The organism is Niallia laureatilytica, from assembly GCF_046613985.1.
Taxonomy (GTDB): domain Bacteria; phylum Bacillota; class Bacilli; order Bacillales; family Cytobacillaceae; genus Niallia.
The window spans coordinates 1-16,379 of record NZ_JBKKHP010000009.1; the positions used below are offsets into that span (position 1 = coordinate 1).

Annotated in this window: 18 protein-coding genes; all 18 read left to right on the forward strand. The window is 41.2% G+C overall.

From position 1 onward, the window contains the following. Nucleotides 1–165 precede the first annotated feature (165 nt). On the forward strand, nt 166–1,092 hold the full coding sequence (hprK, locus tag ACLIJJ_RS19215; protein ID WP_233316620.1) for an HPr(Ser) kinase/phosphatase: 927 nt from the start codon (nt 166–168) through the stop codon (nt 1,090–1,092). Between the two features lie 42 nt (nt 1,093–1,134). Continuing rightward, complete coding sequence (gene lgt, locus ACLIJJ_RS19220) at nt 1,135–1,950, forward strand: prolipoprotein diacylglyceryl transferase (RefSeq protein ID WP_341079574.1); 816 nt, start codon at nt 1,135–1,137, stop codon at nt 1,948–1,950. Nucleotides 1,951–1,971: 21 nt separating this feature from the next. Beyond that, nucleotides 1,972–2,625 (forward strand): pyrophosphatase PpaX, encoded by a 654-nt coding sequence (gene ppaX / locus ACLIJJ_RS19225; RefSeq protein WP_341078608.1) that lies wholly within the window; start codon nt 1,972–1,974, stop codon nt 2,623–2,625. Continuing rightward, nucleotides 2,622–3,155, forward strand: coding sequence for an acyltransferase (locus tag ACLIJJ_RS19230; protein WP_233316618.1), 534 nt, complete (start codon nt 2,622–2,624; stop codon nt 3,153–3,155). The genes ppaX and ACLIJJ_RS19230 overlap by 4 nt, the downstream gene beginning before the upstream one ends. Before the next feature lie 234 nt (nt 3,156–3,389). Next, complete coding sequence (locus ACLIJJ_RS19235) at nt 3,390–4,574, forward strand: ATP phosphoribosyltransferase regulatory subunit (RefSeq protein WP_341078606.1); 1,185 nt, start codon at nt 3,390–3,392, stop codon at nt 4,572–4,574. Next, nucleotides 4,571–5,212: an ATP phosphoribosyltransferase gene (gene hisG, locus ACLIJJ_RS19240; protein ID WP_192486575.1), complete on the forward strand. Its 642-nt coding sequence runs from the start codon at nt 4,571–4,573 to the stop codon at nt 5,210–5,212. Before ACLIJJ_RS19235 ends, hisG begins: the two co-directional genes overlap by 4 nt. Before the next feature lie 24 nt (nt 5,213–5,236). Then, entirely contained in the window at nt 5,237–6,508 is a 1,272-nt protein-coding gene (hisD, locus tag ACLIJJ_RS19245) for a histidinol dehydrogenase (RefSeq protein WP_341078602.1), read from the forward strand. Nucleotides 6,509–6,531: 23 nt separating this feature from the next. Beyond that, a complete protein-coding gene (gene hisB / locus ACLIJJ_RS19250; protein WP_237941894.1) occupies nt 6,532–7,119 on the forward strand; it encodes an imidazoleglycerol-phosphate dehydratase HisB in 588 nt (195 codons plus the stop codon). Further along, nucleotides 7,120–7,743: an imidazole glycerol phosphate synthase subunit HisH gene (gene hisH, locus ACLIJJ_RS19255; RefSeq protein ID WP_192486578.1), complete on the forward strand. Its 624-nt coding sequence runs from the start codon at nt 7,120–7,122 to the stop codon at nt 7,741–7,743. Nucleotides 7,744–7,748: 5 nt separating this feature from the next. Further along, nucleotides 7,749–8,480, forward strand: coding sequence for a 1-(5-phosphoribosyl)-5-[(5-phosphoribosylamino)methylideneamino]imidazole-4-carboxamide isomerase (hisA, locus tag ACLIJJ_RS19260; RefSeq protein WP_251644739.1), 732 nt, complete (start codon nt 7,749–7,751; stop codon nt 8,478–8,480). Next, nucleotides 8,480–9,238, forward strand: a complete 759-nt coding sequence (gene hisF, locus ACLIJJ_RS19265) for an imidazole glycerol phosphate synthase subunit HisF (RefSeq protein WP_251644738.1) — start codon at nt 8,480–8,482, stop codon at nt 9,236–9,238. Before hisA ends, hisF begins: the two co-directional genes overlap by 1 nt. Continuing rightward, on the forward strand, nt 9,235–9,870 hold the full coding sequence (hisIE, locus tag ACLIJJ_RS19270; protein ID WP_192486581.1) for a bifunctional phosphoribosyl-AMP cyclohydrolase/phosphoribosyl-ATP diphosphatase HisIE: 636 nt from the start codon (nt 9,235–9,237) through the stop codon (nt 9,868–9,870). Before hisF ends, hisIE begins: the two co-directional genes overlap by 4 nt. 239 nt (nt 9,871–10,109) lie before the next feature. Continuing rightward, nucleotides 10,110–11,612 (forward strand): tetratricopeptide repeat protein, encoded by a 1,503-nt coding sequence (locus ACLIJJ_RS19275; RefSeq protein WP_411411483.1) that lies wholly within the window; start codon nt 10,110–10,112, stop codon nt 11,610–11,612. A gap of 195 nt (nt 11,613–11,807) precedes the next feature. Further along, on the forward strand, nt 11,808–12,758 hold the full coding sequence (gene trxB, locus ACLIJJ_RS19280) for a thioredoxin-disulfide reductase (RefSeq protein ID WP_411228819.1): 951 nt from the start codon (nt 11,808–11,810) through the stop codon (nt 12,756–12,758). 283 nt (nt 12,759–13,041) lie between these two features. Further along, nucleotides 13,042–13,500 carry an NUDIX hydrolase gene (locus ACLIJJ_RS19285; protein WP_192486584.1) on the forward strand — a complete coding sequence of 153 codons (459 nt, stop codon included), beginning with the start codon at nt 13,042–13,044 and terminating at the stop codon, nt 13,498–13,500. Between the two features lie 15 nt (nt 13,501–13,515). Then, a complete protein-coding gene (gene rapZ, locus ACLIJJ_RS19290) occupies nt 13,516–14,412 on the forward strand; it encodes an RNase adapter RapZ (RefSeq protein WP_411228820.1) in 897 nt (298 codons plus the stop codon). Then, nucleotides 14,409–15,386, forward strand: coding sequence for a gluconeogenesis factor YvcK family protein (locus tag ACLIJJ_RS19295; protein WP_233316611.1), 978 nt, complete (start codon nt 14,409–14,411; stop codon nt 15,384–15,386). The genes rapZ and ACLIJJ_RS19295 overlap by 4 nt, the downstream gene beginning before the upstream one ends. Nucleotides 15,387–15,425: 39 nt before the next feature. Further along, nucleotides 15,426–16,367 (forward strand): DNA-binding protein WhiA, encoded by a 942-nt coding sequence (gene whiA / locus ACLIJJ_RS19300; RefSeq protein ID WP_411411484.1) that lies wholly within the window; start codon nt 15,426–15,428, stop codon nt 16,365–16,367. The last annotated feature ends 12 nt before the right edge of the window (nt 16,368–16,379 follow it).

The window sequence follows — 16,379 nt, forward strand, 5'->3', positions numbered from 1 at the left end:
TTATGCACCGGCCTTTTTTTGTTTTTTAGTATTTGTAAAAGGCTTGTGAAAAACGATAATTAACATAGTCAGAATCTAGCATAAATTTAAAGAATAATGCTAAAATAAGATGATGCGAAAATGTATTTAATATAACAGCATTGAACCTTTGAAGGAGGAACCCCATTGGCTAAGGTATTAATAAAAGAAGTAATGGAAGAGTTTGATTTAGAACTAATCAGCGGTGAAGAAGGAATTAATAGACCGATTACGGTAAGCGATATATCTAGACCTGGACTGGAGCTTGCAGGTTATTTTGATTATTATCCTGCAGAAAGGGTGCAGCTTCTTGGCAAAACGGAGCTTACGTTTGCGGAAAAGCTAAGTGAAGAAGAGCGGGAAACAAGACTTACAAGACTGTGTAATGACATCACGCCGGGAATTATTATTACAAGAAATAAAGAGGTTCCGGCTGAACTAATTGAAGCATCGGAAAGAAATGCGGTGCCTGTTATGCGTTCAAAACAAAAAACATCTTTATTCTCAAGCAGACTGACTAATTTCTTAGAGCGCAAGCTTGCACCGACTACTGCCGTTCATGGCGTACTCGTTGACATCTATGGTGTGGGCGTACTGATAACTGGAAAAAGCGGTGTTGGTAAAAGTGAAACAGCTCTGGAACTTGTTAAAAGAGGGCATCGCCTAGTAGCTGATGACTGTGTTGAAATCCGCCAGGAGGATGAAGGTGTAATTGTTGGAAGATCACCTGAGTTAATTGAGCATCTTCTAGAAATCCGCGGACTTGGTATCATTAATGTTATGACATTGTTTGGGGCTGGAGCAGTGCGAAGCGACAAAAAGATCTCCATCGTTATGTCACTTGAGCTGTGGGAACAGAACAAGCAGTATGACCGTTTAGGCTTGGATGAAGAGAAGATGAAAATCATTGATACAGATGTGACAAAGCTGACAATTCCTGTACGTCCTGGACGAAACTTGGCAGTTATCATTGAGGTTGCTGCGATGAATTTCCGCCTGAAACGAATGGGTGTTAATGCTGCACAGCAATTTACGAATAAGCTTGCAAACGTGATATCTCACGAAAATGAATGATAGCCTAATAGAGATAAATACACAGGGGAAAGGTGAGGAATAATAGTGGAGAATATACAGCCAATTGATCCTATTGCATTTTCAATAGGAGGCCTTGATGTCCGGTGGTATGGAGTAATCATCGGTACCGGACTCGTTCTGGCTTTGATTTTGGCCATTCGCGAAGGAAGCAGAAGAGGGCTTGGGAAGGATGATTTCCCTGACCTAATGCTATGGGCCATTCCAATTTCTATCATATCAGCACGTATTTATTATGTTATTTTTGAATGGGACTACTATAGTAACCATTTAGGCGATATACCGAAAATTTGGAATGGCGGTATTGCTATTCACGGTGCATTGATTGGAGCAGTTGTTACCACATACATATTTACAAAGAAAAGAGGCATTTCTTTCTGGAAAATGGCGGATATTGCAGCTCCAAGTATTATTTTAGGTCAAGCAATTGGCCGCTGGGGCAATTTTATGAACCAGGAAGCTCATGGTGGGGAAGTCAGCAGATCATTTTTAGAAGGACTTCATTTACCTCCATTCATTATTGATCAAATGTATATCAATGGTACGTATTACCATCCGACATTTTTGTATGAATCGCTATGGAATATCGTTGGATTTATCATTTTAATTGTTTTAAGAAGAGTTAACTTGCGAAGAGGCGAAATCTTCTTAAGCTATGTTATTTGGTATTCAATCGGCCGCTTCTTTATTGAAGGTATGAGAACAGACAGCTTAATGGTTGGCGACCTTAGAATGGCACAGCTTATTTCCCTGGCGCTCATTGTGTTGTCGGCACTTGTCGTTGTTTACAGAAGAAAATCAGGATTGGCAAGCGAGCGTTATTTGGAGAATAGTAATTAGAAGTGAAGAAAGGAAGATAAGATGAACGGAAAAATTAATACACTGTTGTTTGATTTAGATGGAACACTTATCGACACAAATGAACTAATTATATCCTCCTTTTTGCATACATTGGATTTCTACTATCCTGGCAAATACATTCGTGAGGATGTTATTCCTTTCATGGGTCCAACGTTAATGGAAACGTTCGGAAGTATTGATGCCAAGAGAGCAGAAGAGATGGCAGCTAAATACAGGGCGTATAATTTAGAAAACCATGATAGAATCGTGACAATATTTGAAGGTGTTTATGACACGATAAAGATTTTAAAGGAAAACGGCTATAAGATTGCGATTGTGACCACAAAGCTGTCTGATGTAGTTGATATGGGACTAAAATTGACGAAGCTGGATGAGTTTTTTGATGTGATTGTCGCACTTGACCATGTAACAAAAGCGAAGCCGGACCCAGAGCCTGTTTTAATGGCTTTGGAGAAGCTCGGTTCTTCTCCTGAAGAAGCAATTATGGTAGGTGACAATTCTCATGATATTCTGGCAGGGAAAAATGCCGGAACAAAAACGGCAGGGGTAGCATGGACATTAAAGGGAAGAGAGTTCTTGGCATCATTGGAGCCTGATTATCTTTTGGATAATATGAGAGATTTGCTCTCTATCGTTGAAGTGGAAGTAAAATGAGAAAAACGACGCGCTATCCGGTGAGCGGGCCGAACTCTTTATGGCATGTCTATAAGACAGTCCCTTTTCTGAAGGTAATTAAGAACTTTATCGTCATCCAGCTTGCTAGATACACTCCTTTTTTGAAAATGAAGAATTGGATGTATCGAAAATTATTGAAAATGACAGTTGGCAAAGAAACTTCCTTTGCCTTGATGGTTATGCTGGATATCATGTACCCGGAAAAGATAAAAGTGGGCAAAAATACGGTCATCGGTTATAACACCACGATTTTGGCACATGAGTATTTGATTGAGGAGTACCGGCTTGGCGAAGTCATTATTGGTGATGAAGTCATGATTGGTGCGAACACGACGATACTCCCCGGCGTGGAGATCGGCTCTCATGCTGTTGTTTCAGCAGGTACACTTGTACATAAAGATGTTCCTGCCGGCAGCTTTGTCGGCGGCAATCCGATGCAAATCATCTATACAGCAGAAGAGATGGAGCAACGGAAACAAAATAGTCCAAGCTATGTAGTAGAAGAATAAGGCAGGGCGACTCTAATGATGAGTCTTATTTCAAAGATATTGGCTAACCGTCATGTTGTTTTGAAAAAGAATCATATGCTAGAGTTGCCTTTTTTATAAGCGGAAAAGTCAGAAAAAACGGCTTTTTTACTTGACCAAAAAGAAATGGAAGAGTAAACTACAAATAACCTTTAATTTGTTAGCATATTAGCGAACTAAAGCATTCGGAATATTCTTCTTTATGAGGTGTATATAATGAGCAGCTTATTTATGTTTGAAAAGCCGTTAGGCATGAGAGACAGCTTACCTGAAATTTATGAAACGAAATATATGATAAAACAAAAAATGGATAAAGAGATTAAGCAATGGGGCTATCAATTCATTGAAACACCAACATTGGAATACTACGAAACAGTCGGTGCAGCCTCAGCCATTTTAGATCAGCAGCTTTTTAAACTGTTGGACCAGCAAGGGCATACATTAGTGCTGCGACCGGACATGACAGCACCGATTGCGAGGGTGGCTGCTTCAAAGCTGCTGAATGAAGACTTGCCGTTGCGCCTTGCGTATAACGCTTCGGTTTTCCGAGCACAGCAAAGAGAGGGCGGCAGACCGGCAGAGTTTGAACAGATTGGTGTTGAGTATATCGGCGACAAGACTGTAAGTGCAGATGGTGAAGGTATTGCCCTGATGATTTCTTCATTAGAAAAGGCAGGTCTGAAAAAATATCAACTGTCTGTCGGCCATGTTGGCTTTGTTCAAGCGTTCTTTGAACAAATTCTCGGAACGAAGGAAAGAGCCGATGCGTTGACTAAATACTTATATGAAAAGAATTATGTTGGCTATCGTCAGCATGTCGCAAGTCTTTCCTTATCCAGCATTGATAAGCAAAGACTGAATGACTTTCTCAAGCTGAGGGGTGGAGAGGAAATTATCCCGCTTGCATACGATTTAATCGAAAATGGCAGTGGAAGCAAAGCGATTGATGACTTAAAGCAGCTATGGGAAATTCTTGTAGACTATGAAGTGGAGAATCAAGTGAAGTTTGATTTGACGCTTGTCAGTCATATGAGCTATTACACGGGTATCCTTTATGAGGCTTATGCAGAAGGAGTCGGGTTTCCGATCGGAAGCGGAGGCAGATATGATCTACTTCTTGCCAAGTTCGGCAAAAACACCGGTGCTACCGGATTTGCTATCCGCATGGATCACTTGCTCGAGGCTTTAGGCAGCCTTGTTAACAAAAGCGATATTCACTGCATTCTGTTTAGTGCGGACAGAAGAAAAGAAGCATTTGAATTAGCTAAACAAAAAAGAGCAGACGGTCTTAAAGTAATTACCCAAGATATAAATGGTGTCGGCAATGTGGATGCATGTACTAAGCAGTATGACGAAATTACTTTGCTTGTCGGGAAAGCAGGAATGGAGGTTGTCAAATGAACGATGTTTTAACAATTGCCATGCCAAAGGGCAGAATTTTTGAAGAAGCAGCAAAGCTGTTGCGGGAAGCAGGCTTCCAGCTTCCTCAGGAATTTGACGACTCCAGAAAGCTGATCATCGACGTGGAGGAAGAAAATTTTAGGTTCATTTTGTCGAAACCAATGGATGTTCCGACATATGTTGAACATGGTGTAGCTGATTTGGGCATTGCGGGCAAGGACGTTATGCTCGAAGAGGAAAGAGATGTTTATGAGCTTTTAGATTTGCAAATAAGTGCCTGTTATTTGGCAGTGGCAGGCTTGCCGAATACGGAATTAAATGAAATTGCCCCAAGAATTGCAACGAAATATCCGAATGTGGCAGCAGCCTATTTTCGGGAACAAGGCTCACAAGTAGAAATCATTAAACTAAATGGCTCCATTGAGCTTGCTCCAATCATTGGCTTGTCAGACCGAATCGTCGATATCGTATCCACTGGCAAAACACTTGTGGAAAATGGGCTTGTCGAGTACGAGAAAATTGTTGATATCACCTCCCGTCTTATTGTCAATCCAGCAAGCTACCGGATGAAGGATAAGAGAATAAGCGAGTTAGTTGATCGTGTCAGCAGGGTAGTGAAAGCAACAGTGCAAAACTAGTATTTTTGGAGGGGAGACCCGAAGGTGAAAATAGTAAATGGTGTAGACAGTTCCTATTTAAAGCGCTCAGTTGACGCAGGAACAGAGGAACAGCGACAGATTGTAAAAGACATAATAGCTACAGTGAAAAGCGAAGGCGATAGCGCATTAAAGGAGTATACACTCCAATTCGATAAAGCAGATTTATCTAACCTCCGAGTCAGCACAGAGGAATTAGAGGCTGCGTATGAAGATGTTGACAAAGACATGGTCCAGATCATCCAAGAGGCCGCCGAAAATATTCGTGCATATCATCAAAACCAGCTTAAAACATCTTGGATGATAACAAAGGAAGACGGCACCATTCTCGGTCAGAAAATAACATCTTTGGATTCTGTTGGTGTTTACGTTCCCGGCGGAACAGCAGCATATCCATCCTCTGTACTGATGAATGTTGTTCCTGCCCAAGTTGCCGGAGTCGACAGAATCGTGATGGTATCACCTCCAAATGCAGACGGCAAACTGCCAAGTGCAGTTTTAGTAGCTGCTCATATTGCCGGTGTGAAAGAGATTTATAAGGCAGGCGGAGCACAAGCAGTTGCTGCACTTGCGTATGGTACAGAAACGATTAAAAGTGTTGATAAAATTGTGGGACCTGGCAATATTTTTGTCGCATTAGCTAAACGAGAAGTATATGGCGATGTTGATATCGATATGATTGCAGGACCGAGTGAGATTGCTGTTCTTGCAGATGATACAGCAAATGCAAATGAAGTAGCTGCAGACTTATTATCACAGGCAGAGCATGATACAAGAGCATCTGCAGTGTTAGTGACAACCTCTCGTAAGCTTGCTGAACAAGTAGCAGCAGAAGTGGAAGAGCAGCTAAGTGACTTGCCGCGCAAGGAAATAGCTGAAAAATCAATCAATGATTATGGCTTAATTGTATTAACAGATACAATGGATCAAGCGATTGAATCTATTAATGCTATTGCCCCAGAGCATTTAGAAATTATCACAGACAATGCCTTTGAATTGCTTGGCAGAATCAAGCATGCAGGCGCTATTTTTATCGGCCGTTACAGTTCAGAGCCGGTTGGAGATTATTTTGCCGGTACAAACCATGTGTTGCCAACAAATGGAACGGCTAGGTTCTCCAGTCCGTTGAATGTCGACGATTTCCAGAAGAAATCCAGCATTATTTCATACAGTGAAAAAGCATTTGAACAAAATGGACATAAAATAGCTGCCTTTGCCCGTCTGGAAGGCTTAGAAGCGCATGCCAGAGCAATCGAAGCAAGAAATAAAAACAGGTAGCATCTTTTACAGGAGGGTTAAAAATGGGAAGAACAGCAGCGGTAAGCAGGAAAACAGGAGAAACAAATATCCAATTGTCCTACAATATTGATGGCGAAGGCATCTCCGAAATTGATTCAGGTGTACCTTTTATGAACCATATGCTTGATCTTTTTACGAAGCATGGCCAATTTAACTTGACCGTTCAGGCTAATGGAGACATAGAGGTCGATGATCACCACACAACAGAAGATATCGGCATATGCCTTGGGTTGGCACTAAAGGATGCACTTGGCGACAAGAAGGGCATTAAACGTTACGGTAACAGCTTTGTGCCGATGGATGAGACATTGGCTCAAGTAGTTGTCGATTTAAGCAATCGCCCGCATCTGGAGTTTCGGGCAGAATTCCCAAGCAATAAGGTAGGTACATTCGATACAGAGCTTGTCCATGAATTTCTGTGGAAGTTTGCATTAGAAGCACGTATCAATCTGCATGTTATCCTTCACTATGGCCAAAATACGCATCACATGATTGAAGCAATCTTTAAGGCGTTGGCAAGAGCCCTTGATGAGGCGACAACCATTGATCCTAGAGTAAAAGGAATTCCATCTACGAAAGGAATGCTGTAAATGCTTGGAATCATCGATTATGGCATGGGCAACTTATTTAGTGTGAGCAAAGCACTGGAAAGATTGGACATCCCTTACTTTATTTCTGAGGACAAAGAAAAGCTGATGGAAGCAGATGCTTTAATTCTTCCTGGTGTAGGGGCGTTTAAGGATGCGATGGTGAAGCTGAACGAAACTGGCCTGTCTGACATGATCCGTGAATATGCGAAAAGTGATAAACCGCTGCTCGGCATATGCCTTGGCATGCAGCTGCTTTTTGAAGAAAGTGAGGAGCATGGCCATGCAGAAGGATTGCACTTACTGCCAGGGAAAATCGTTCGTTTTCCAGGGGAATCGGCAGAAGGTGTGAAGTATAAAGTGCCTCATATGGGCTGGAATCGTCTCCATTTCAAAAAGAATTCTGATGCTACAACAGGTCTAGAAGATGACTATGTTTATTTTGTTCATTCTTATTATGCAGAAACAGATGATGAAATCATTATCGCCAGCAGTGAGTATGACAAGGAAGTACCAGCAGTTGTCGGAAAAGGCAATGTGTATGGCATGCAGTTCCACCCAGAAAAAAGCAGCAAGCTTGGGATGGAATTATTGAGCGGCTTTACGAAGCTTATAAAGAAAGGATGAACAATATGAGCTTTACCTTATATCCTGCCATTGATATGAGAGGCGGCAAGTGTGTCCGTCTCCTTCAAGGAGATTACGATAAGGAAACTGTTTACGGCGATTCTCCCTTTGATATGGCCAAAAGCTTCGCAGACCAAGGAGCAAAATGGATACATATGGTCGATTTGGATGGAGCAAAAGACGGCAAAAGAGTGAATGATTCCTTTGTAATAGAAACAGCAAAAAAACTTGGTGTTTCTGTGCAAATCGGCGGAGGGATTCGTACTGAGGAGGATATTGTTCATTATTTGGATAATGGGGTTACACGTGTCATTATCGGCAGCATTGCTATCTCCAATCCTGATTTCGCAATAGAGATGATAAAGAAATACGGCAGTGCCATCGCCCTTGGCATTGATGCAAAAAATGGCTTTGTCGCCACACATGGCTGGATTGAAACCTCTGAAATAAGAGCAGTTGATTTAGGGAAAAGATTTGCCGATGCAGGTGCTGAAACCTTTATTTTTACAGACATTGCTACAGATGGAATGCTCAGTGGTCCTAATTTACTAGCAGTCAAAGAATTGGCGGCAGTGACGAAGAAGGATGTTATTGCTTCTGGAGGAGTCAGCAGCTTGGAGGATTTAGTTGCCCTAAAGCAATATTCCAAGGACGGTGTCGCTGGAGCAATTATCGGCAAAGCATTATATGAAGGGCGCTTTACATTGCGAGATGCGCTTAATGAGGTGGAAAGATAATGCTGACGAAAAGAATCATTCCATGCCTGGATGTTAAGGACGGGCGTGTCGTAAAGGGTGTGCAATTCGTGCAATTGCGAGATGCTGGCGATCCTGTTGAGCTTGCTCGGTTTTATGATGAACAGGGAGCAGACGAGCTGGTATTTCTCGACATTTCAGCATCACATGAAGGCCGCAAGACGATGGTTGAGGTGGTTAAGGAAGTTGCTTCTGAGCTTGCAATTCCCTTCACTGTCGGCGGAGGAATTAACTCTCTTGATGATATGAAAAGGACTTTGCGTGCAGGAGCTGATAAGGTTTCACTGAACACAGCAGCTGTTACAAATCCCAGCCTTATCAAAGAAGGAGCAAACTTTTTCGGTTCTCAATGCATCGTTGTTGCCATCGATGCAAAATATGATCAAGAATTGGGAACATGGAGAGTATACACACATGGCGGACGCACCCCTGTTGATAAAGATGTTATTTCATGGGCGAAAGAAGCGGTAGAGCTTGGAGCAGGCGAGATATTGCTGACGAGCATGGATTCAGATGGAGAGAAAAAGGGATTCGACTTAGCCTTAACGAAAGCCGTAAGTGATGCGGTTTCTGTTCCTGTTATTGCTTCTGGCGGTGCCGGTGATGCAGAGGATTTTCTTGATGTGTTCCAAGAAGCAAATGCAGATGCAGCACTTGCTGCTAGTATTTTCCATTATAAAGAAACCTCCGTGCATGAAGTCAAAGGATATTTACATGAAAGAGGAGTGCTTGTGAGATGACAGTAGACGAGCTGAAGTTTGATGAAAAAGGACTAATACCAGCAATTGTTCAAGATGCCGCAACAAAAGAAGTGTTAACTTTGGCATACATGAATAAAGAATCTTTGGAAAAATCATTAGCAACAGGAGAAACATGGTTTTACAGCAGATCAAGGAATGAGCTTTGGCATAAAGGAGCAACAAGCGGAAACACACAGCAAATTGCCGAAATTAAATTTGACTGTGACAAAGATGCCCTTGTAGTGCTAGTTAAACCAAATGGGCCTGCTTGCCATAATGGAACGGTTAGCTGCTTTGCTGAAAGTTTATATCAAAATAAGGAAGCCGCGATTGAGGAATTGGCAAACTATCAAATTTTGAAAGACTTGGAAGCTGTTATTCAAGAAAGAGAATTAAATCGTCCTGAAGGAGCATACACGACTTACCTGTTTGAAAAAGGGGTCGACAAGATCCTGAAGAAAGTCGGTGAAGAGGCAGCTGAGGTTATCATTGCAGCCAAAAACCGTGATACAGAGGAACTCAAATGGGAAGCGTCTGATCTTCTCTACCATCTGTTTGTATTGCTGAGGGAACAAAATCTTCCTTTTGCCGAAATACTGAAGGTTTTGGAAAATCGTCATCAAGAGAAATAATCATACAACTGTCTGATGGATTTTGAGCACTCAGCTTTATTCCTGAGGGCAGTTTTTTGTATGTTAGAATAATAATTGCTTCGGTATCATGGAAAGAAACATAGAAGTGTCATATTTCCAGTTATGTATATGTATTTTCTAGAAACAGCCTTCTCCGCATCCTTTGAAGTATGGTATACTACATAAGTTGAAGCAAAAGAATTGCTCTACGTGAGTTTAAATAGATTGTGGAGGATTATATGAATAAAGACTCAAATACTTTACAACCAATGGGTAAACTTATTACATTTAATCCTACAGGCGAATATTATTTTTCCAAAGGCATTAAAGCATATCATCAAAGAGATTATAATAAATCATTGAAATATTTGCAAAGAGCGATGCAGCTTGACCCAGGAGAACCGACAATTCTTTGTCAGCTTGCGATTGTTTATGCAGATATTGGAGAATATCAAAAATCCAATGAACTGCTTCATCTGATTATTGAAGAACTGGATGAAGAAATGGTGGAATGTTATTATTTCCTTGCAAATAATTATGCGCATTTAGGATTTTTCAAAGATGCTTATTATCACGCGAAATTATATTTAAAGCTGGAACCGGACGGAGAGTTCCGGGAAGATACAGAGGATTTGCTTGAGGTGCTAACATTAGAGTCTGATGATCTGGAAGAAGAGGAGCCTTATGAAGAGGAAGACCTAATCACCAGGCAGGAACAGGCAAGAGAACTTCTGGAATCAGGCAATTTCAACAGAGCTGTTGAAATGCTGAATAAAGTGATTTCTGATTACCCCGAATACTGGTCTGCTTATAATAACCTGGCACTGGCTTACTTTTATCTAGGTGAAGTAAAAAAGGCGAATGGCATTTTAGAGGATGTGCTCGAAAAGAATGCTGGAAATCTGCACGCCTTATGCAATAAGCTAGTATTTGCTTATTATGAAGGCAATAGTGAGAATATCAGTCAGCTTACGGAGATTTTGAAGAAAATCAAACCGATTTCTGTCGACCATCAATTTAAGCTTGGCACGACTTTTGCTCTTGTAGGGGAATATGAAGCAGCTTATTTCCTACTGAGAAAGCTGCAAAAACAAGGTTATACAGAAGATGCTACTTTTTATTATTGGCTGTCTGCCTCCGCTTACTTTGTCGGCAGGACGAAATTTGCACAAACGGTGTGGGCAAAAGTCCTTGAGCTGAATCCGGAAAAAGCGGGACATGAACCTTGGAAAGAAAAAGAAGACAGAGTTAACGGCTTCGAAGATCATATGCCTTCCATTTTAAAGAGATATTCCAGCATACACCAAGAGGAAAGACTGTTTGCTGTGTTCCTTACTTCCATTTCGAAAAATAAGGATGCAATCCTTTCTTCGGAACAAATGAAAGACAACAGTACGTTCACTTCATTAGAGAACGAGTATCTTTCATTTGTAAAGACAGGTGCAAGCACTAATACTATCCTGCTGAATGCACACAATACTGCTGAGATTATTTACAGCAAGCACCGCCCGATTGGAACGATTGAGGCTGGCCTTTATTTAATGTGGTTTTCTGTTTTCATTCAAATCTTTCAAGCAGGTGAGAAAATGGATAACAGCAGTGCTTTGGCAGCGGCAATGGATTATATTTGGAGCAAGTACAGAAATGAAAAGACTTCCCAAAAAGAAATGGCAAGCCTTTACGGTCTGTCTACAGCAACGTTGCAAAAATATATTAAAATCATTAAAAAATATAATGATTGATAAAGAGAATTCCGCCATTGGAGAGACAATGGTGGAAGTTTTTCTTTTGTGAGCAAATATTTGGACTAAAGAGACTGTGTCTAATAGGATAGTATTAGATGGTAATACTACAAAGAGTGAGCTAGTATTTAAAGCGTGCGGTCCTGACGCGTGCGTTAATGAATATAGAGTGTTTAGATAAAGGAGTGTTTAAAAGTGGCGGAAGAAAAAATTTATGACATAATTATTATTGGTGCCGGTCCAGCTGGTATGACAGCAGCTGTTTATACTTCCCGTGCCAACCTTTCCACATTGATGATTGAAAGAGGTATTCCAGGCGGACAAATGGCAAATACAGAAGAAGTAGAAAACTTCCCTGGATTTGAAAGCATTCTTGGCCCGGACCTTTCTAATAAAATGTTCAACCATGCAAAAAAATTCGGTGCAGAATATGCATATGGCGATATTAAGGAAATTATTGACGGGAAAGAATATAAAACAGTCAAAGCAGGTTCAAAGGAATATAAAGCAAGATCCATTATCATTTCGACTGGTGCTGAATACAAAAAAGTCGGTGTTCCTGGCGAAAAAGAATTGGGCGGCCGCGGAGTTTCCTATTGTGCAGTTTGTGACGGTGCATTCTTTAAAGAAAAAAGGCTGTTCGTCATCGGCGGAGGAGATTCAGCTGTAGAAGAGGGCGTTTATTTAACACGTTTTGCTTCACAAGTAACAATTGTTCATCGCCGCGATGAATTAAGAGCACAAAAAATTCTGCAAGACAGAGCGTTTGCTAACGATAAAGTTGATTTCATCTGGAATCACACAATTAAAGCAATTAATGAAAAAGACGGAAAAGTCGGCAGTGTAACACTTGTTTCTACAACGGACGGCACAGAGCAGGAACTTGCTGCTGACGGTGTGTTCATCTATATCGGAATGGTGCCTCTGTCTAAACCGTTTGAGAACTTAGGCATTACGAACGAAAATGGTTATATCGAAACAAATGACCGTATGGAAACGAAAGTACCAGGTATTTTCGCGGCAGGAGACATTCGTGAAAAAACACTTCGTCAAATCGTTACAGCTACGGGAGACGGCAGTATCGCTGCTCAAGCTGCACAGCATTATGTGGAAGAGCTTGCTGAATCATTACAACAAAAGGCGTAATGAAAAAGCTTTCAAAGTGTTACTCTCTTTTAATTGTACTGTAACAGTAGTGAAATATAATTCGGGTAACATAATAATAGAAATTGACCCCCTTTTAAGATATATATTTTGGTGCATAGGCATAAAGCCTATGCTTTTTTTTTGCGCTTTATTTAAAGAGAAATAGCAGAACTTATTTGAAGAAGGCATTTTATTGTGGGTGTTTCACAATAATAGTATAATATAAGAACTAAGCAGTAGTTTCATGCTACATAGAGATTACAGAATGTTTGAGGTGATAATAGTGCAGCGTGTGACGAACTGCCTGTTACTGAAGGATAATAAGGTGCTCCTTTTGCAAAAGCCAAGAAGAGGCTGGTGGGTTGCTCCAGGCGGTAAGATGGAGCCAGGGGAGTCTGTAAGAGACTCATGCATCAGAGAATTCCGAGAAGAAACAGGTATATACTTAAGAAATCCCAATATTAAAGGAATATTCACGTTCATTATCAAGGATGGCGACAAAATAACTTCTGAATGGATGATGTTCACCTTCTTCTCCACAAACGCTGACGGAGTTCATGTGGATGAGTCTGAAGAAGGAAAAATAGTTTGGCATGATATTGAAAATATCAAAAATCTGCCGATGGCAGAAGGAGACTATCACATCTTGGATTATATGATTCACGGCAATGGAATTATATATGGAACATTCACATATACGCCTGATTTTGAACTGATTAGCTACCGGTTGGATCCAAGCTAAAACATTAAAGGGGGAATGAGCATGGGTGCGAGTGTGGTGAACGAGCCGCAAGTTGTTATTATTACAGGTATGTCTGGGGCTGGTAAAACAGTGGCCATACAAAGCTTTGAGGACTTAGGGTTTTTCTGTGTAGACAACTTGCCGCCTACTCTTTTGCCAAAGTTTCTTGAACTTATGAAGGAATCAGAGAATAAGATGAATAAGGTTGCCCTTGTGATGGATTTGCGGGGCAGAGAGTTTTTTGACAATTTATTCAGTGCATTGGATGATTTGGCAAAATTTTGGGTAGTGCCGAAAGTGCTCTTTCTGGATGCAGATGACAGCACTCTAGTCAGAAGATATAAGGAAACAAGAAGATCGCATCCTCTTGCACCCTCAGGCCTTCCCCTTGAAGGAATTGAAATGGAGCGAGAATTGCTTGAGGAGCTAAAAGGCAGAGCACAAATCATTTACAATACATCGAAAAGCTCTCCAAGAGAATTGCGAGAAAAAATATTAATGGAGTTTTCAGCGAATAAAGATACGATTTTTACGGTGAATGTCATGAGCTTCGGCTTTAAGCATGGCATCCCGATTGATGCTGATTTAGTATTTGATGTTCGTTTCTTACCAAACCCTCATTACGTTGAGCATATGAGACCAAAAACAGGATTAGATGCTGATGTGTCCAGCTATGTATTGAAATGGACAGAAACAGGCCAATTTCTTGAAAAAGTCATTGATCTGCTTACCTTTATGCTTCCGCAGTATAAAAGGGAAGGGAAGTCCCAACTCGTTGTAGCAATTGGCTGCACTGGCGGCCAGCATCGTTCTGTTGCCTTATCGGAGTATATTGGCAAACATTTCGAAGGTGATTATCATGTCGAAATAACTCATCGTGACATGGAGAGGAGAAAGGACCAAAAAGCATGAATGAAGTGGAGCATCCGAGAATTGTAATTATCGGTGGCGGCACCGGCTTGTCTGTCCTTGTGAGAGGATTAAAGAAGTATCCTTTGGACATTACAGCTATTGTCACTGTTGCAGATGATGGAGGAAGTTCGGGCCGGCTGCGTGATGATTTGGACATTCCTGCACCAGGTGATATTAGAAATGTACTGGCTGCATTATCCGATGTCGAACCGTTGGTGGAGGAAATGTTTCAGCACCGGTTTTCGAACAGCAAGGATTTAAATGGACACTCTTTAGGCAACTTGATTATTGCAGCGATGACATCGATTACTGGTAATTTCACCTATGCCATTCAGGAAATGAGCAAAGTGCTTAATGTGCGCGGAAAAGTATTGCCGGCTACAAGCCACAGTGTAGTTTTAAATGCAAGAATGGAAGATGGTTCAATCGTTACAGGTGAGTCAAGAATTCCCGAGAGCGGGAAGAAAATAAAAGAGGTGTTTTTAACACCGGAACATGCGACGCCGCTGCCTGAAGCAATTCAGGCAATCCGTCATGCAGACTTGATTGTGATTGGACCGGGAAGTCTTTATACGAGCATCCTTCCAAATCTTGTTGTGCCTGAAATAAGCAGGGAAATCATGACAGCAGCTGCAAAGAAAGTTTATATTTGCAACATCATGACACAAGCCGGCGAAACTCTTGATTACTCAGCGAGCGATCATGTTAAGGCTATTTATGAGCATATGCCAGAGCCTTTTTTAAACACAATATTGGTAAATAAAGAAAATATCCCAGCGAACGTTCTGGAACGGTATAATGAAGAGAAAGCAAAACCTGTCTTTTTTGATACAGAGAAATTAGAGAAGCTTGGACTAGAAGTCATTCTTGGAGAAATTATCAGCCTGGAGGAAAAGGTCATCCGCCATAACACGTTGGAAGTGGCGAAAATCCTCTATTCTATGCTTGATCCAGAACTGAAAGCCGATCAATAACAGGGAATAGGGTTTGCGTTTTAAAATGGGGGTGAAGGTATGTCTTTCGCTTCAGAGACGAAAAAAGAATTAACGACTATTGAAGTTAAAGATTGCTGCGGCAGGGCAGAGCTGTCTGCCCTGATCCAGATGAATGGCACTTTATCCTTTTCCAACCAAAAGCTGGTGGTGGACATTCAGACAGAAAATGCCGCGATTGCAAGAAGAATATATACACTCATCAAAAAGTATTTCGACATACCTGTCGAGCTGTTGGTGAGAAAGAAGATGCGACTCAAAAAAAACAATGTGTATATTGTAAGACTTTCCACGAAAGCGAAGGAAATTTTGGAAAGCTTGAGCATTTTAACAGAGGGCTTTATGTTTACACATGAAATTGCAGAAGACCTTGTTAAGAAAAAATGCTGCAAACGCTCCTATTTGAGAGGGGCCTTTCTTGCGGGAGGCTCTGTCAATAACCCGGAAACATCCTCCTATCATTTGGAAATAACATCACTTTACAAAGAGCATATTGTTGCATTGAGCAATCTGATGAATACTTTCGATTTAAACAGCAAAGTGCTGGAGAGAAAGAAAGGCTTCATCACATATTTGAAAGAAGCGGAAAAAATTACAGAATTCCTAAATATCATCGGTGCTCACGGAGCTTTGCTTCGCTTTGAGGATATCCGGATTGTCAGGGATATGAGAAATTCTGTTAACAGGCTTGTTAACTGTGAGACTGCCAACCTGAACAAAACAATTGGCGCCGCATTGAGACAGGTGGAAAATATCCGCTTTATTGAACGGACGGTTGGACTTCAAGTGCTCCCAGACAGGCTGCGTGAAATTGCCGAGCTGAGAGTAGCTTATCTGGATGTGACTTTAAAGGAGCTTGGCGAAATGGTTTCCTCCGGGAATATCAGTAAATCCGGTATTAACCACAGGCTGAGAAAAATAGATGAAATTGCTGATGCGCTACGCAGAGGAGAACAAGTATAATAAGTATAGAGG

What these genes read in the sequence shown, in the direction of transcription:
- ppaX (WP_341078608.1), top strand. Translation starts at nt 1,972, where the DNA reads ATGAACGGAAAAATTAATACACTGTTGTTTGATTTAGATGGAACACTT.
- ACLIJJ_RS19230 (WP_233316618.1), top strand. Translation starts at nt 2,622, where the DNA reads ATGAGAAAAACGACGCGCTATCCGGTGAGCGGGCCGAACTCTTTATGG.
- ACLIJJ_RS19235 (WP_341078606.1), top strand. Translation starts at nt 3,390, where the DNA reads ATGAGCAGCTTATTTATGTTTGAAAAGCCGTTAGGCATGAGAGACAGC.
- hisG (WP_192486575.1), top strand. Translation starts at nt 4,571, where the DNA reads ATGAACGATGTTTTAACAATTGCCATGCCAAAGGGCAGAATTTTTGAA.
- hisB (WP_237941894.1), top strand. Translation starts at nt 6,532, where the DNA reads ATGGGAAGAACAGCAGCGGTAAGCAGGAAAACAGGAGAAACAAATATC.
- hisH (WP_192486578.1), top strand. Translation starts at nt 7,120, where the DNA reads ATGCTTGGAATCATCGATTATGGCATGGGCAACTTATTTAGTGTGAGC.
- hisA (WP_251644739.1), top strand. Translation starts at nt 7,749, where the DNA reads ATGAGCTTTACCTTATATCCTGCCATTGATATGAGAGGCGGCAAGTGT.
- hisF (WP_251644738.1), top strand. Translation starts at nt 8,480, where the DNA reads ATGCTGACGAAAAGAATCATTCCATGCCTGGATGTTAAGGACGGGCGT.
- hisIE (WP_192486581.1), top strand. Translation starts at nt 9,235, where the DNA reads ATGACAGTAGACGAGCTGAAGTTTGATGAAAAAGGACTAATACCAGCA.
- ACLIJJ_RS19275 (WP_411411483.1), top strand. Translation starts at nt 10,110, where the DNA reads ATGAATAAAGACTCAAATACTTTACAACCAATGGGTAAACTTATTACA.
- rapZ (WP_411228820.1), top strand. Translation starts at nt 13,516, where the DNA reads ATGAGCATGGGTGCGAGTGTGGTGAACGAGCCGCAAGTTGTTATTATT.
- ACLIJJ_RS19295 (WP_233316611.1), top strand. Translation starts at nt 14,409, where the DNA reads ATGAATGAAGTGGAGCATCCGAGAATTGTAATTATCGGTGGCGGCACC.
- whiA (WP_411411484.1), top strand. Translation starts at nt 15,426, where the DNA reads ATGTCTTTCGCTTCAGAGACGAAAAAAGAATTAACGACTATTGAAGTT.